This window comes from Limnohabitans sp. 2KL-51 (assembly GCF_003063645.1).
In the GTDB taxonomy this organism is placed as follows: Bacteria; Pseudomonadota; Gammaproteobacteria; order Burkholderiales; family Burkholderiaceae_C; genus Limnohabitans_A.
The window spans coordinates 203909-218212 of record NZ_NESJ01000003.1 but is presented as its reverse complement, the minus strand read 5'-3'; the positions used below and the strand labels follow the sequence as shown (position 1 = coordinate 218212).

General features: G+C 59.0%; 13 protein-coding genes and 1 pseudogene. 9 read left to right on the top strand and 5 right to left on the bottom strand.

The features are described 5' to 3' along the window. Window positions 1-25 precede the first annotated feature (25 nt). The 5 genes and pseudogenes from pncB to B9Z49_RS04115 form a co-directional block, all read left to right on the top strand. A pseudogene (gene pncB / locus B9Z49_RS04135) lies at window positions 26-1216 on the top strand (nicotinate phosphoribosyltransferase); the annotation flags it as partial. A 52-nt stretch (window positions 1217-1268) separates the two neighbouring features. After that, complete coding sequence (locus tag B9Z49_RS04130; protein WP_108352160.1) at window positions 1269-2690, top strand: sodium:proton antiporter; 1422 nt, start codon at window positions 1269-1271, stop codon at window positions 2688-2690. Further along, window positions 2690-3676: a D-glycerate dehydrogenase gene (locus tag B9Z49_RS04125; protein ID WP_108352159.1), complete on the top strand. Its 987-nt coding sequence runs from the start codon at window positions 2690-2692 to the stop codon at window positions 3674-3676. Before B9Z49_RS04130 ends, B9Z49_RS04125 begins: the two co-directional genes overlap by 1 nt. Further along, a complete protein-coding gene (locus B9Z49_RS04120; RefSeq protein WP_108352158.1) occupies window positions 3673-5094 on the top strand; it encodes a DNA recombination protein RmuC in 1422 nt (473 codons plus the stop codon). Before B9Z49_RS04125 ends, B9Z49_RS04120 begins: the two co-directional genes overlap by 4 nt. 47 nt (window positions 5095-5141) lie before the next feature. Beyond that, window positions 5142-6305, top strand: coding sequence for an MFS transporter (locus B9Z49_RS04115; protein WP_108352157.1), 1164 nt, complete (start codon window positions 5142-5144; stop codon window positions 6303-6305). On the opposite strand, the gene B9Z49_RS04110 is transcribed toward B9Z49_RS04115, so the two are convergent. From B9Z49_RS04110 to earP, 5 genes are all read right to left on the bottom strand, one after another. Further along, window positions 6302-7174: a TIGR00730 family Rossman fold protein gene (locus tag B9Z49_RS04110; RefSeq protein ID WP_108352156.1), complete on the bottom strand. Its 873-nt coding sequence runs from the start codon at window positions 7172-7174 to the stop codon at window positions 6302-6304. The genes B9Z49_RS04115 and B9Z49_RS04110 overlap by 4 nt on opposite strands. 87 nt (window positions 7175-7261) lie before the next feature. Then, window positions 7262-7816: an elongation factor P gene (efp, locus tag B9Z49_RS04105; RefSeq protein ID WP_108352155.1), complete on the bottom strand. Its 555-nt coding sequence runs from the start codon at window positions 7814-7816 to the stop codon at window positions 7262-7264. 97 nt (window positions 7817-7913) lie between these two features. Beyond that, window positions 7914-8348 carry a DUF6691 family protein gene (locus B9Z49_RS04100; RefSeq protein ID WP_108352154.1) on the bottom strand — a complete coding sequence of 145 codons (435 nt, stop codon included), beginning with the start codon at window positions 8346-8348 and terminating at the stop codon, window positions 7914-7916. Next, window positions 8345-8818 carry a YeeE/YedE family protein gene (locus tag B9Z49_RS04095; protein WP_108352153.1) on the bottom strand — a complete coding sequence of 158 codons (474 nt, stop codon included), beginning with the start codon at window positions 8816-8818 and terminating at the stop codon, window positions 8345-8347. Before B9Z49_RS04095 ends, B9Z49_RS04100 begins: the two co-directional genes overlap by 4 nt. A gap of 28 nt (window positions 8819-8846) precedes the next feature. Continuing rightward, the gene (earP, locus tag B9Z49_RS04090; protein ID WP_108352152.1) at window positions 8847-9935 is read right to left on the bottom strand and encodes an elongation factor P maturation arginine rhamnosyltransferase EarP; all 1089 of its coding nucleotides are present in this window, start codon (window positions 9933-9935) and stop codon (window positions 8847-8849) included. Window positions 9936-9982: 47 nt separating this feature from the next. Here earP and uvrC point away from each other — a divergent pair, with 47 nt between their 5' ends. From uvrC to B9Z49_RS04070, 4 genes are all read left to right on the top strand, one after another. Continuing rightward, window positions 9983-11923, top strand: a complete 1941-nt coding sequence (gene uvrC, locus B9Z49_RS04085) for an excinuclease ABC subunit UvrC (protein ID WP_108352151.1) — start codon at window positions 9983-9985, stop codon at window positions 11921-11923. A 53-nt stretch (window positions 11924-11976) separates the two neighbouring features. After that, window positions 11977-12546: a CDP-diacylglycerol--glycerol-3-phosphate 3-phosphatidyltransferase gene (gene pgsA / locus B9Z49_RS04080; protein WP_108352270.1), complete on the top strand. Its 570-nt coding sequence runs from the start codon at window positions 11977-11979 to the stop codon at window positions 12544-12546. Window positions 12547-12658: 112 nt separating this feature from the next. Then, on the top strand, window positions 12659-13744 hold the full coding sequence (locus tag B9Z49_RS04075; RefSeq protein ID WP_108352150.1) for a tartrate dehydrogenase: 1086 nt from the start codon (window positions 12659-12661) through the stop codon (window positions 13742-13744). Window positions 13745-14028: 284 nt separating this feature from the next. After that, window positions 14029-14301, top strand: coding sequence for an HU family DNA-binding protein (locus B9Z49_RS04070; RefSeq protein WP_019428312.1), 273 nt, complete (start codon window positions 14029-14031; stop codon window positions 14299-14301). Window positions 14302-14304: the final 3 nt, after the last annotated feature.

Genomic DNA, 14304 nt, shown 5'->3' with positions numbered 1-14304 from the left:
GAGTGGCCCTAGCCACCAGAGACAACACACCATGATCATCACCAGCCTGCTCGACACCGACCTGTACAAGTTCACCATGATGCAAGTCGTGTTGCACCAGTTTCCGGGGGCGCAGGTCGAATACAAGTTCAAGTGCCGCAACCCGGGCGTGCCTTTGGCACAGTTCGTCAAAGAGATTCGCGAAGAAATTCGCTCGCTGTGCAGCTTGACATTCAAGGAAGGGGAGCTGCAGTACCTGCGCTCCATGCGCTTCATCAAGAGCGACTTCGTTGATTTTTTGGGCATGTTCAAGCTCAATGAAAAATACATTGAAGTCACGCCTTTGCCATCGGGTGAGATCGACATCACCATCCAGGGGCCTTGGCTGCACACGATTCTGTTCGAGATTCCGGTGTTGGCCATCGTCAATGAGGTGTTCTTTCGCAACACCCAGAAGGTGCCCGACTTGATGGAGGGCCGCCGACTGCTGGACACCAAAATTGCTCAACTCAAAGCACCAGGCCTTGAAACCCTCAAAATTGCCGACTACGGCACGCGCCGGCGTTTTTCACGCGCCTGGCATGAAGAGGTGTTGCGTGTCTTGTCTGCCCGTTTGGGTACCGGGCCCAGTGGCCAGTTGGCGGGCACCAGCAATGTCTATTACGCGTATTTGCTGGGCCTGACCCCGCTGGGCACCATGGCGCATGAGTATTTGCAAGCGGCGCAAGCCTTGGGGCCTAGACTGCGCGACAGCCAAATTTTTGCTTTCGAGTCTTGGGCCAAAGAGTACCGGGGCGACTTGGGCATTGCGCTGAGCGATGTGTACGGTTTCAACGCCTTTCTGCGCGACTTTGATCTGTATTTTTGCAAGCTGTTTGACGGCGCTCGTCACGACAGCGGCGACCCGTTCAGCTGGGGTGAGCGCATGATCGCGCACTACCAGCACAACCGGGTGGACCCCAAAACCAAGACGCTGATTTTCAGTGACGGCCTGACGATTCCGCGCACCATTGAGCTTTACCAACAGTTCCACGACCGCTGTCAATTGGCCTTCGGTGTTGGCACCAACCTGACCAATGACCTGGGTTACGAGCCGCTGCAAATCGTCATCAAGATGACCCGTTGCAACGGCCAGCCTGTGGCCAAATTGTCCGATTCGCCGGGCAAGGGTATGTGTGATGACGAGAAATACTTGGCTTATCTGCGCCAGGTGTTTGAAATCTCACCCGGCACCTGATGCGGCATCTTTCGCCGTTAATATCCGTTTCACTCAATTGGAGATTTGCATCATGAAGCTTTTGGGGACACGATGGACCGCTTGGCTGGTTTTGCCGATGCTGTTGACCCTGTCCGGCGGGGCTTGGGCCGCCGAGTTTGACGGCGCTCAGCTGTCGGCGATCTGGGGCGTGCCTTTCGCAGGCCTCTTGCTGTCCATTGCCTTGATGCCTTTGTTGCTGCCTCACTTCTGGCACCACCATTACGGCAAAGTGGCTGCGGCATGGGGCTTGGCTTTCTTGGTGCCCTTCGCGTTGGTGTTCGGCCCTGCGGCAGCTGGGGCCAACACGGTGCATGCCTTGTTTGCCGAATACATACCTTTCATCATCTTGCTGACGGCTTTGTTCACGGTGTCGGGTGGCATTTACATTCGTGGCAACTTGCACGGCAGTCCGGGTCTGAACACCGCCATTTTGGCGATTGGTGCCGTGCTGGCCAGCTTCATGGGCACCACGGGTGCGTCCATGTTGTTGATCCGCCCCTTGATCCGGGCCAATGACAACCGCAAGCATGTGGCCCATGTGGTGGTGTTTTTCATCTTCATCGTCTCCAACGCTGGTGGCTCTTTGACGCCACTCGGCGACCCACCCTTGTTTTTGGGTTTTTTGAAGGGTGTGGATTTCTTCTGGACCCTCAAAGCCATCTTCCCTGAAACCTTGTTCTTGGTGGGCAGCTTGTTGGCCATTTTCTTCGTGCTGGACTCTTGGTACCACCGCCGAGAAGACCTGATGCCGCGAGACCCGACACCGGACTCCAAAGGCATTGGTTTTGACGGCGCCATCAACTTCTGGCTGCTGGCCGCGGTGGTGGGCTTGGTGTTGATGAGCGGGCTCTGGAAATCGTCGGTCTCTTTCAACATCTACGGCACCGAAGTGGGCCTAGCCGGCGTGGTGCGCGATCTGGGCCTGGTGGCAGTGACTTTCTTGTCGCTCAAAATTACACCGGCCAAAGTCCATGCCGACAACCAGTTTGGCTGGGGGCCTATGGCCGAAGTGGCCAAGTTGTTTGCCGGCATTTTCCTGACCATCATTCCGGTGATTGCCATGCTCAAGGCGGGTGTCAATGGCCCGTTTGGCGCGGTCGTCCAAGCCGTCACCAAGCCTGATGGCAGCCCCGATGTGATGATGTATTTCTGGATCACGGGCGCGTTGAGTTCATTCCTCGACAACGCACCCACTTACTTGGTGTTCTTCAACACCGCAGGCGGTGACCCCAAGGTCTTGATGACCACCTTGGCCCCGACTTTGGCGGCGATTTCGGCGGGTGCCGTGTTCATGGGGGCCAACAGCTACATTGGCAATGCGCCCAACTTGATGGTCAAAGCCATTGCCGAAGACCGCGGCGTAAAGATGCCCAGCTTCTTTGGGTACATGTTGTGGTCAGGCGCTGTCCTGATTCCTTTGTTCGTCATCATGAGTTTTATCTGGTTCCAATGATGTCCAAACCTTCCATTTTGGTAGCCCGCGCCATCTTCCCCGAGGTCCTGCAGTCTTTGGCTCAGGTGTTTGAAGTCGAGAGCAACCAAACCGATGAGGTCTGGTCTGCAGCAGAACTGACCCGCCGCATGCAAGGCAAAGTGGGCGCTTTGACCACCGGCAGCGAGCGCATCGACGCGGCGCTCTTGCAGGCCAACCCGCAGTTGCGCATCGTGGCCAACATGGCTGTGGGGTTCAACAACTTTGACGTGCCTGCCATGACCGCTGCCGGCGTGCAAGCCAGCAACACGCCCGATGTGCTGACCGAGACCACTGCCGACTTTGGCTTTGCCTTGCTCATGGCCACGGCCCGCCGCATCACCGAGAGCGAGCATTACCTGCGTGCTGACCTTTGGAAAAAGTGGAGCTACGACATGTTTGCCGGGGCTGAGGTCCACGGCTCGACGATTGGCATCATCGGCATGGGCCGCATCGGCCAAGGCATTGCCCGCCGCGCGGCGCATGGCTTTGGCATGAATGTGATCTATCAGAACCGCTCGCGCCTCAGCGCCGATTTGGAAGCGCAGTGCAAAGCCCGTTATGTGGGCAAAGAAGAGCTGCTCAAAACTGCGGACCATGTGATGCTGGTCGTGCCCTACAGCGCCGAGTCGCACCACACCATCGGCGCGACCGAGCTGGCGCAAATGAAGCCCACCGCCACGCTGGTCAATATTGCGCGCGGCGGCATCGTGGACGACGCGGCCTTGGCCAAAGCGCTGGCGGCGCGTCAAATCGCTGCTGCGGGCATCGATGTGTTCGAGGGCGAGCCCTCGGTGCACCCCGACTTGCTCAAGGTGTCCAATGTGGTGCTGACGCCCCACATCGCCAGCAGCACGGTCAAAACCCGCATGGCGATGATTCAGTTGGCCGCAGACAATGTGGTGGCTTACCTTACCCGTGGCCAAGCATTGACGCCTTTGAACACGGTGACTGGCTCTGCTGCATGAACGAATGGGTGTTGTGGGCACTGGGTGGGCTGAGCCTGCTGGTGCTGGTTTTTTTGCTGCTGCGTTTGCGGGTGTCGCCCGAGGCGCAGGCCGATCGAATCGCAGAACTTCTGGCAGAGAAAACTACCGAACAAACGGCCACACAAGCATCGGTCCAGACCGCGTGGCAGCAGCAACAGTTTGCTGCCGCGCAGGCACAAACTGAGCGCCTGGAGCGTGAGCTGCGCACCGAGATCAGCCAGTCCAGCGTGCAAGGCCGGCAAGAAGCCATGCACAACCTCACGCTGTTCCAGCAATCGTTGTTGCAACAAAGCGCCGAGGCCACCCGCACGCAAAACCAGCAAATCGACGCGCTGGCCCAGCAATTGGCCTTGCTGCAAAAAAGCCTGACCGACAGTCTGGCCCAGCAGGTCAATGCACTGTCTGAGGCCAACGCCCGCCGCCTGACCGAAATGCGCGGCACCATGGAAACCCAGTTGGCTCAACTGCAGCAAAGCAACGCTGCCAAGCTCGACGAGATGCGCCAGACCGTTGACGAAAAACTCCAGGCCACGCTGCAAGCTCGCCTGGGCGAGAGCTTCAAACAAGTGGCCGACCGCTTGGAGCAGGTGCACAAAGGGCTGGGCGAAATGCATACCTTGGCGCAAGGCGTGGGCGACCTCAAGCACCTGCTGACCAACGTCAAGACCCGAGGGATGTTCGGCGAGGCGCAACTGGCCTCGCTGCTCGAACAAGTGCTCACGCCCGAGCAGTACGCGGTGCAAGTGGCCACCCGGCCCGGCGACAAAAACCGGGTGGACTTTGCGATTCGCCTGCCCGGCCGATCCGACAGCGGCCAGCCGGTTTGGCTGCCGATTGACGCGAAGTTTCCCAACGAAGATTACGAGCGCCTGCTCGAAGCCCAAAGCCGAGCCGACCCGGTACAAGCCGAGCTGTGCGCCAAGGCCCTGGAAAACCGCATCAAGCTTGAAGCCAAGTCGATTGCAGAAAAGTATTTGGAGCCACCGCACACCACCGACTTTGCGGTCATGTTCTTGCCCACCGAAGGCCTGTACGCCGAAGTCTTGCGCCGCCCCGGTCTGATGGAGACCCTGCAGCGCGACCACCGCGTCACGCTGGCGGGCCCGACCAACCTGATGGCCATGCTCAACGCCTTGCAAATGGGCTTCAGAACCTTGGCGCTGGAAAAGCGCTCCAGCGAAGTCTGGCAGGTGCTGGGTGCGGTGAAGACCGAGTTTGGCAAGTTTGGCGACGTGCTGGACAAGGTGCGCAACCAGACGCAAACCGTGCTCAACACCCTGGACCAAGCCCAGACCCGCAGCAACGTGATGAACCGGGCCTTGAGGCAGGTGGATGCCTTGCCCGAAGCCGAGGCCCAGGCCCTTTTGCCCGGAACCGATGCGGGCGGTCATGCCTGACATGAACGGGCCATGGCGAACACGCCGCGAACACCAGCGGGTTGGCCATGCAACGTGAACTCATACGCCTGATTGCCGGGCAGGTGTTTTTGCATGCCTGCATGGCGGGCATGCGCATGGCCATGCCTTTGCTGGCTTTGCAGCAAGGTTTCAGCGCCCTGGCCGTGGGCGCTTTGCTGGCCTTGTTTGCCATCACACAGGTGTTTTTTGCACTGCCTGCCGGGCGCTACGCCGATCGCAAGGGCCTGAAAAAACCCATCCTCATCAGCGTGGCGCTGGCCTCCAGCGGTGCGGCATTTTCGGTGGTCTGGCCGATTTTTCCGGTCATGTGCGTGAGCGCACTGGCCACGGGCGGTGCCACAGGTATGGCCGTGATTGCCCTGCAGCGGCATGTGGGCCGCATGGCCCAAACCCCGGCGGAATTGAAGTCCGCTTTCAGCTGGCTGTCGATCGGACCGGCGGTGTCGAATTTTCTGGGGCCAGTGCTGGCGGGTTTGCTGATCGATTTTTCCGGGCCTGTGCCGGCGCATGAAACCGGTTTTCGATGGGCCTTCTTGCTGATGGCTGTGTTGCCTTTGAGCACCTGGTTTTGGGTGCGGCGAGTGACCGAGTTGCCCACGCCACCGGCGCCAGAACACGCGGGGCCGCGTCGCGCGTTGGACCTTTTGGCCGAGCCGCTGATGCGGCGTTTGCTGGGCGTCAATTGGTTGCTGTCTTCGTGCTGGGATGTGCACACCTTTGTGGTGCCGGTGCTCGGCCATGAGCGCGGTTACAGTGCTTCGGTGGTGGGCACCATCTTGGGCGCGTTCGCCATCTCGGCGGCCTTCATTCGGGTGTGTTTGCCCTGGCTGTCGCGCCATGTGCACGAGTACCAGATCATCACCGGGGCCATGGTCTGCACCGGGTTGCTGTTTGGCTTGTACCCCTTCATGCCCACGCCCTGGAGCATGGGGGTGTGTTCGGTTTTGCTGGGTCTGGCGCTGGGTGCGGTGCAGCCCATGATCATGAGCACTTTGCACCAGATCACCCCCCATCAACGCCAGGGAGAGGCGCTGGGCCTGCGCCTGATGACGATCAATGGCTCCAGCGTGCTCATGCCCATGTTGTTTGGTGCCGCTGGGGCGGTTGCGGGTGTGGCCCCGGTGTTTTGGGTGGTGGGAGCTGCGGTGGGCTTGGGTTCGCGCGCTGCCTGGCGGCTGCGGCCCGCTTAATCCACCTTCAGCTGGTAAAAATTGCAAATCGCCTGCCAGGCGGCTTCGGGTGTGTCCACGTAGTGGAAAAGCTGGAGGTCACTCGGCGAAATCGTGCCTTCTTGAACCAGCACGTCCATGTCGATCAGGCCTTTCCAGAACGTGGTACCGAACAACAAGATCGGCACGGGCCGTGATTTGCGCGTTTGCACCAGCGTCATCACTTCAAACAACTCGTCCAGTGTGCCAAAGCCACCCGGAAACGCGACCAAGGCCTTGGCCCGCATCATGAAGTGCATTTTGCGCAGCGCAAAGTAATGAAACTTGAAGCTCAGGCCGGGCGTGACATAAGGATTGGGGTGTTGCTCGTGGGGCAGGGCGATGTTCAGCGCCACCGAGGGCGCACCGGCCTCTTGTGCGCCCCGGTTGGCCGCCTCCATGATGCCAGGGCCGCCGCCTGTGCAGATGAACAGTTTTTCATCGTTGGGCAGGCAAGAACAGGCCCGGGAAACCATTTGCGCAAAGACCCGAGCATTTTCGTAATGCTCGGCATTGCGAACCAGGGCTTGCGCTTTGGCGATGTCTTGCGCCTGGCCGTTTTGCTGCGCGATTTGCAGCTGGGCCTGGGCTGCTGCGCGATCCAAAAAGCGGGCACTGCCAAACACCACCACCGTGTGCTCAATGCCCGCTTCGGCCTGGGCCAAGTCGGGTTTGAGCATTTCCAGTTGAAAGCGGATGCCCCGGGTTTCGCGGCGCAGCAAAAACTCGGGGTCGGCAAAGGCCAGACGGTTGGCCTCGGGTTGCAGCCAATCGCTCGATTGGGCCCCGGCTTGCAGATCGGCCCAAGCGTGGGGCAAAGAGTGGTCCTTGATGTCGTGAGTGGTTTTCATGGATCTGATTGTGCATCGGCCGCAAGACACTCATACGCCCATGAAAAAAGCCCCTTGCGGGGCTTTTTTGGGGGCTTGATCGGAAGATCAGACGCGCTTGCGGTATTCACCCGTGCGGGTGTCGATTTCGATCTTGTCGCCTTGGGCCACGAACAAAGGCACTGGCACTTCCAAGCCGGTGGCGATTTTGGCGGGCTTGAGTACTTTGCCTGAGGTATCGCCTTTGACGGCAGGCTCGGTCCAAGTGATCTCGCGCACCACGCTGGTGGGCAATTCGACCGAGATGGCTTTCTCGTTGTAGAAAACAACTTCAAGTTCCATGCCGTCTTCGAGGTAGTTCAGGGCATCGCCCATGTTGGTGGCTTCGACTTCGTACTGGTTGAAATCGGTGTCCATGCAAACGTACATGGGGTCAGCGAAATAAGAGTAGGTGCAATCTTTCTTGTCCAGAATGACCTGGTCCATCTTGTCGTCAGCGCGGAAAACCACTTCGGTGCCGAAGTTGGCAATCAGGCTTTTGAGCTTCATGCGCACGGTGGATGAGCCACGGCCGCCGCGTTGGTATTCGGTGCGCAGGACGACCATGGGGTCTTTGCCGTGCATGATGACGTTGCCGACGCGGATTTCTTGAGCGGTTTTCATAGGAATTGAGTCTGAAATGAAAGGAGGGAGACCTGAGGTCAAGCCAACTATTCTAACCTGCGAGGGCCCTGTTTGGGGCTGAAAGCGAGCGCAACAGTCAATCCCGCGCCGTCAGGCCATGCGCCAAAGCGCCCAGCACAATGCCACCCAAAGCCCACAGGATGTCGGTGTTGCCCGTGCCCAAAGCCGCAATGGCCGGGCCGGGGCAAACGCCCGACAAACCCCAGCCGATGCCAAAAATGGCCGAACCGATGACCGTCTGTCGGTTCCAATTGGAAGGCTGCGTCAGGAATTGACCACCCAACAAAGGGCGACTGAACCAGCGCGGAAAGCCTTTATAGGCCAACATGGCCAGACCCGCAGCACCGCCCATGACCAGCATCAGGCCCCAGTCTTTAAACAGTAGAAAGTTGATGACGACTTCGGGCTGGACCATGGTGGCCAGCGACAGCCCAAAGCCAAACAAGGCCCCGGCGGCCAGGGTGACCACCGCTTTGGGCAGGGACAGTGTGTGAGGATTCAGATTGTTCATGCGAGGCTCCAAGCCATCAGGTTGGCGGTCATGAAGGCGGTGGCCATGAAGGTGAGCACCGCGAAAAGCGAGGGCAGCTGCAGCGAGCCGAGCCCGCAAATACCGTGGCCGGAAGTGCAGCCATTGCCAAGGCGCGCACCGTAGCCGACCAAAAAGCCGCCCACCAACAGCTGCCAGGCGGACACACTGGTGTGCTGCGCCTCGCCGCCCGCCAGCGTGAACCGCCAAACCAGCGCCCCCAGCACCACGCCCAGCGCGTAAACCAGCCGCCAGTTCCGGGTGCTGACAAAGCGCGCTTGCTGAAAAAACGCCCGTTTGGACACAAAAGACCAACTGCTGGAAAAGACGGAACTCATGCCGCCGACCCAGCCGTTGAACAAATACAGCAGCGCCACGCCAGCGCCAATCGTCAGGCCGCCCAGCAGGTAGTGCTGCCAGCCTAGGGGAAAGAGTGTTTCAATCAAATTCATGGTGAGCGATTATCCTCTGCAGAGGACCTCAGGGGCTTGAGGTCTGGACTTGCACAAAGGCCATGAGCTGGGCGTGCAACTGTTTTTGCAGGAGCAGTCTTTTGTGTGCCGCTGTGGCGCAGGCAAACCAAGTCCCCAAAGTCTCGGACTTGAATGGGGGCCAAGCAGTGTTTTCAATTCCATTCCAAACACGATGCGCCCACCGCAGGCTTTGCGGCGCTTGCATCCCCTCCAGAAACGCCTCCAGCTTGGCATGATGCGCGTTGTCGTCTTGCGGGTAGATGTGCCAGATGAAGGGTTGGCCCGCCCACAGGGCGCGCACCAGCGAGTCTTCGCCGCGCACAAAGTTGAGGTCACAGGCCCAGAGCATCTCGTCGAAGCCGTTTTGGTCGGTGTAGGGCAGGGCGCTCCAGCTGGGTTGCTCGGCCATGCCTGTCAAGGCTTGCTGCACCGCCGCCAGCGGCCTGCCGGGGGTGACGAGCAGGTGGTGGGTTGTGCCCACCAGTTGGGCCAGCAGTTGGGGCAGGGCGGCGGGTTCGTAGCAGAACAGGCTGATCAGCAGGCCGCCTGGGGCCAAGTTGGGGGCGTGTTGCTGACGCCAGGCAGCGCGGTCAAAGCGCTGTTGCCGTTCCTGCAAATCGGTTTCGCGCAGCAGTCCGCCCGTGTCTGCCGTGAAGCCGGGGTAGAAAAAGCGTTTGGTCCAGCCCTTGGCGGGGCCGCTCATTACGGGTGAGGGCAGTCCGTGTATGCGGGGCACCCAGTCTTCGGCGCTGAGGTATTCGAGGTTGATCCAGGCCGGTTGTTGCGGGTGAGTGGCGACACCGTGTGCCACAAAGGCTTCGGGCAGGATGCAACCAAAGGCTTCGATCCACACGTCGGCGGGCTTCAATTGGCTCAGTACCTCGCTTTGGCTGGCTGCGGCCCAGGGCAGCACTTGCAAGTGGGGCAAGGCATGGGCTTCAGGGGCCATCCAGTCGAGGGCCGAGGCGTCGTCTACCCACAGGCGCACCGATTGGCCTTGGGCCAGCAATTGGCGCGTCAGGCGCCAGCACACGCCCAGGTCGCCGTGGTTGTCAATGACGGTGCAGAAAATGTCCCAAAGCCTATGCGTTTTCATGATTTGGAATTGTCGGGGCAAATTGTTTCCCCGTCACAATACGCGCCATGACAGCGGCACATGACGATATCTTGCTGGCCCAGGTGGCTGCGCTCCCGGCTTTGCCGGGGGTTTACCGTTACTTTGATGCGCAGGGCAACGTGCTGTATGTGGGCAAGGCCAAGCAGCTCAAAAAGCGGGTGTCGAGCTATTTCCAGAAGGACCATGGCGGCACGCGCATCGGCCACATGGTCAGCAAGATCGCCCGCCTAGAGACCACGGTGGTGCGCTCCGAGGCCGAGGCGTTGCTGCTCGAAAACAATCTGATCAAGTCACTCAGCCCGCGCTTCAACATCCTGTTTCGGGACGATAAAACCTACCCCTACCTCAAGCTCACTGGCAACGGCACGTTGTTTTTGAAGGCCGTGCCAAGCGCTTCGGGAGCGCCCGAGCCGCAAACCTTTCCCCGTGTGGCGTATTACCGCGGATCGGTTGAGAAGAAACATCGCTACTTTGGTCCGTTTCCCAGCGCATGGGCGGTCAAAGAGTCTATCCAGCTTTTGCAAAAAGTGTTTCGCCTGCGCACTTGCGAAGACACGGTGTTTGCCAACCGCACCCGGCCTTGTTTGCTGTTTCAAATCAAGCGCTGCTCTGGCCCGTGCGTGAACCTCATTTCCCCCGAAGCCTATGCCGACGATGTACAGCATGCCGAGCGCTTTTTAAAGGGCGAGACCCAAGGGTTGTTGCAAGAGATGGAGGCGCGGATGATGGCGCATGCCGATCGTTTGGCCTTTGAGCAAGCGGCCGAGGTGCGCAACCAGATGACCGCCTTGTCGCGGGTGCTGCACCAGCAGTCGGTGGACACGGGCACCGATACCGATGTGGACATTTTGGCGGTGCGTGTGCAAGGTGGGCGAGCTTGCGTGAATCTGGCCATGGTGCGTGGTGGGCGGCATTTGGGGGATCGGGCTTATTTTCCGGCGCATGTGGAAGATGCCCATGCTTTGCAGGGCATCGAAGACGACGAACAACCGCCGGTTGCGGTCGAGATCCAAGTGCTCGAAGCCTTCATGGCGCAGCACTACATCGGCATTCCGGTTCCGGCTGCTTTGATCACCAGCGTGGCCGTGGACAAAGTCTTGGTGGCGGCTTTGTCGCAGCAAGCGGGTTACAAAATTGCAGCCGTGCACAACCCCCGCGAGCAGCGCCGTGTCTGGCTGGAGATGAGTGAGAAAAACGCCGACATCAAGTTGGCCCGACTTTTGGCAGAGGAAGGCTCGCAACAAGCCCGCACCCGGGCATTGGCCGATGCGCTGGATTTGGCCCCGGACGATTTGGATGCGCTGCACATCGAGTGTTTTGACATCTCGCACACGGGGGGTGAAAACACCCAAGCTTCGTGCGTGGTGTTTCGTCAGCACAAGATGCAAAGCAGCGAATACCGCCGCTACAACATCGAAGGCATCACGCCGGGTGACGATTACGCCGCCATGCGCCAGGTGCTGATGCGCCGCTATGGCAAATTGGCCGAAGCCTTGCGCTCGGGCGAGGGCACAGCCCGGCTGCCCGACCTGGTGCTGATCGATGGCGGCAAAGGCCAGGTCAGCATGGCCCGGGAGGTGTTCAGCGACCTGGGGCTGGACCTGTCGCGCATCGTGGGCGTGGAAAAAGGCGAGGGCCGCAAGGTGGGCCTGGAAGAGCTGGTGTTTGCCGATGGCCGCGAGAAGGTTTATCTGGGCAAGGATTCGGCAGCGCTCATGCTGGTGGCCCAAATTCGCGACGAAGCACACCGCTTTGCCATCACGGGCATGCGGGCGCAGAGGGCCAAGGTCCGCATGGGCGGCAGCAAGATCGAGGAAATCCCGGGCATCGGTCCGCGCAAACGGGCCAAATTGCTGCAGCGCTTTGGCGGCGTGCGTGGCGTGGAAAGTGCCAGTGTGGAAGATTTGCTGGGGGTGGAAGGCATCTCTCGAGAGCTGGCTGAGACCATTTACAACGCCTTGCACTGAGCCCGGACAAGACTGTCATCAAGCCGTTGGCTGGGCGTGCCACAATCAACAGCATGTTTTTCACGATTCCAACCATCATGACCTGGACGCGCATAGTCGCGATTCCCTTGATCATTGGCGTGTATTACCTGGACAGCCTGAAGGTCGAAACACAAAACCTGATCGCTACGGTCATGTTTGTCTTGTTTGCCTGGACCGACTGGCTGGACGGCTTTTTGGCCCGCAAGCTCAACCAGACTTCGGCCTTCGGGGCTTTTTTGGACCCGGTGGCTGACAAGTTTCTGGTTTGTGCGGCTTTGCTGATTTTGGTGCACATGAACCGGGTGCATGTGCTGATCGCTTTGGTCATCATTGGTCGCGAGATCGCGATTTCTTCGCTGCGCGAATGGATGGCACAAATTGGCGCGGGTAACAGCGTGGCTGTGCACATGGTGGGCAAGCTCAAGACCACAGTGCAGATGGTGGCCATTCCTTTCTTGTTGTATGACGGGATTTTGTTTGGCTCGATCGACACCCGCGACTGGGGGGCGGTGTTGATCCTGATCGCAGCCATTTTGACCATCTGGTCCATGGTTTATTACATGAAAAAGGCTCTGCCTGAAATTCGAGCCAGGGTGAAATGAGCGGTGGGGCTGAGCCCGACGTCTGGGTCAGGGCGACACCGGTCCGCCTCTTTGTTGCTAAGCTCTTTATCTTGAAGCCCACCCATTTATTCAGATTTAGAAAGTTCTACACATGAGCAAACACCGCATCGCTGTCATTCCCGGAGATGGCATTGGCAAAGAAGTCATGCCTGAAGGCCTGCGCGTGATGGATGCTGCATCACGCAAGTTTGGCATTGATTTGCAGTTTGACCACTTTGATTTTTCAAGCTGGGATTACTTTGAAAAGCATGGTCAGATGCTGCCCGACAACTGGAAAGACCAGATCGGCGGCCACGATGCTTTGTACTTTGGCGCCGTGGGTTGGCCAGCAAAAATTGCTGACCACGTGTCACTGTGGGGCTCGCTTTTGTTGTTTCGTCGTGAGTTCGACCAATACATCAACTTACGCCCAGCGCGACTCATGCCCGGCATCATCGCCCCGGTGGTGCGCCGCGACGGCAGCGCACGCCAGCCGGGCGAGATCGACATGTACATCGTAAGGGAAAACACCGAAGGCGAGTACTCCAGCGTGGGGGGGCGCATGTTCCCGGGCACCGAGCGCGAGATCGTGATGCAGGAATCCATCATGACCCGCATTGGCGTGGACCGCGTGCTCAAGTTTGCTTTTGAGTTGGCCCAAACCCGTCCCAAAAAGCACCTGACCAGTGCCACCAAATCCAATGGCATTGCCATCACCATGCCTTATTGGGATGAGCGTGTGGCCGAGATGGCCAAGGCTTACCCGGGCGTGAATGTGGACAAGTTCCACATCGACATCCTCACGGCTCACTTTGTGCAGCGCCCTGACTTTTTTGATGTTGTGGTGGCCAGCAATCTCTTTGGTGACATCTTGAGCGACTTGGGACCTGCCTGCACGGGCACCATCGGCATTGCGCCCAGCGCCAACCTGAATCCAGACCGCAAGTTCCCGTCGCTGTTCGAGCCAGTGCACGGGTCTGCTCCTGACATTGCGGGCTTGGGGCTTGCCAACCCGATTGGACAAATCTGGTGCGGCGCCATGATGCTTGAGTTTTTGGGTCACAAGGATGCGCACGATGCAGTGCTGGCCGCGATCGAAAAAGTTCTGGCAGCGGGCCACGATGCCCCTCGCACGCCTGATTTGGGCGGCAGTGCGTCCACGGCAGATGTGGGTCGGGCTATTGAGCAGGCGCTTTGAGCAGGCGTTTGTCCAAGCGCATGGTCTCCAAATGTGTGCATTCAAGCAAACTTGTCGGGGCTGAACATAAAATAACCGTCGTGCTTTTATGAAGCACTATTTTCAAGGCTAGAATCCAACGCCAATGTGGCCAAGCCTAAATGCGATTGACAGACCCACAAGGTCTGGATTTAATTGCTTGTGGCAGTCGTTGCCTCAAAAAATTTCATCAACATACCCACGCTGTCGGGTCCGATTTCAGTCCAAACTTCGGTCCTTTCAGCGCTAACAACCAGAGGTTTATTGTGAACAAAACAGAATTGATCGAACACATTGCCAAGCACGCGGACTTGTCCAAGGCTGCTGCCGGTCGTGCCCTCGAAGCCACCATGGGCGCAGTGCGTACAACCCTGAAAAAGGGGGGGACAGTTTCCTTGGTGGGTTTTGGTACTTTTGCCGTGGGCAAACGTGCCGCGCGCACAGGCCGCAACCCCCGTACGGGCGCTGCGATTAAAATCAAGAAAGCCAATGTGCCAAAGTTCCGTCCAGGCAAGGGCCTGAAAGACGCCTTGAACTGACCA

Coding starts and splice junctions, on each gene's coding strand:
- B9Z49_RS04130 (WP_108352160.1), top strand. CDS start 1,269: ATGAAGCTTTTGGGGACACGATGGACCGCTTGGCTGGTTTTGCCGATG.
- B9Z49_RS04125 (WP_108352159.1), top strand. CDS start 2,690: ATGTCCAAACCTTCCATTTTGGTAGCCCGCGCCATCTTCCCCGAGGTC.
- B9Z49_RS04120 (WP_108352158.1), top strand. CDS start 3,673: ATGAACGAATGGGTGTTGTGGGCACTGGGTGGGCTGAGCCTGCTGGTG.
- B9Z49_RS04115 (WP_108352157.1), top strand. CDS start 5,142: ATGCAACGTGAACTCATACGCCTGATTGCCGGGCAGGTGTTTTTGCAT.
- B9Z49_RS04110 (WP_108352156.1), bottom strand. CDS start 7,174: ATGAAAACCACTCACGACATCAAGGACCACTCTTTGCCCCACGCTTGG.
- efp (WP_108352155.1), bottom strand. CDS start 7,816: ATGAAAACCGCTCAAGAAATCCGCGTCGGCAACGTCATCATGCACGGC.
- B9Z49_RS04100 (WP_108352154.1), bottom strand. CDS start 8,348: ATGAACAATCTGAATCCTCACACACTGTCCCTGCCCAAAGCGGTGGTC.
- B9Z49_RS04095 (WP_108352153.1), bottom strand. CDS start 8,818: ATGAATTTGATTGAAACACTCTTTCCCCTAGGCTGGCAGCACTACCTG.
- earP (WP_108352152.1), bottom strand. CDS start 9,935: ATGAAAACGCATAGGCTTTGGGACATTTTCTGCACCGTCATTGACAAC.
- uvrC (WP_108352151.1), top strand. CDS start 9,983: ATGACAGCGGCACATGACGATATCTTGCTGGCCCAGGTGGCTGCGCTC.
- pgsA (WP_108352270.1), top strand. CDS start 11,977: ATGTTTTTCACGATTCCAACCATCATGACCTGGACGCGCATAGTCGCG.
- B9Z49_RS04075 (WP_108352150.1), top strand. CDS start 12,659: ATGAGCAAACACCGCATCGCTGTCATTCCCGGAGATGGCATTGGCAAA.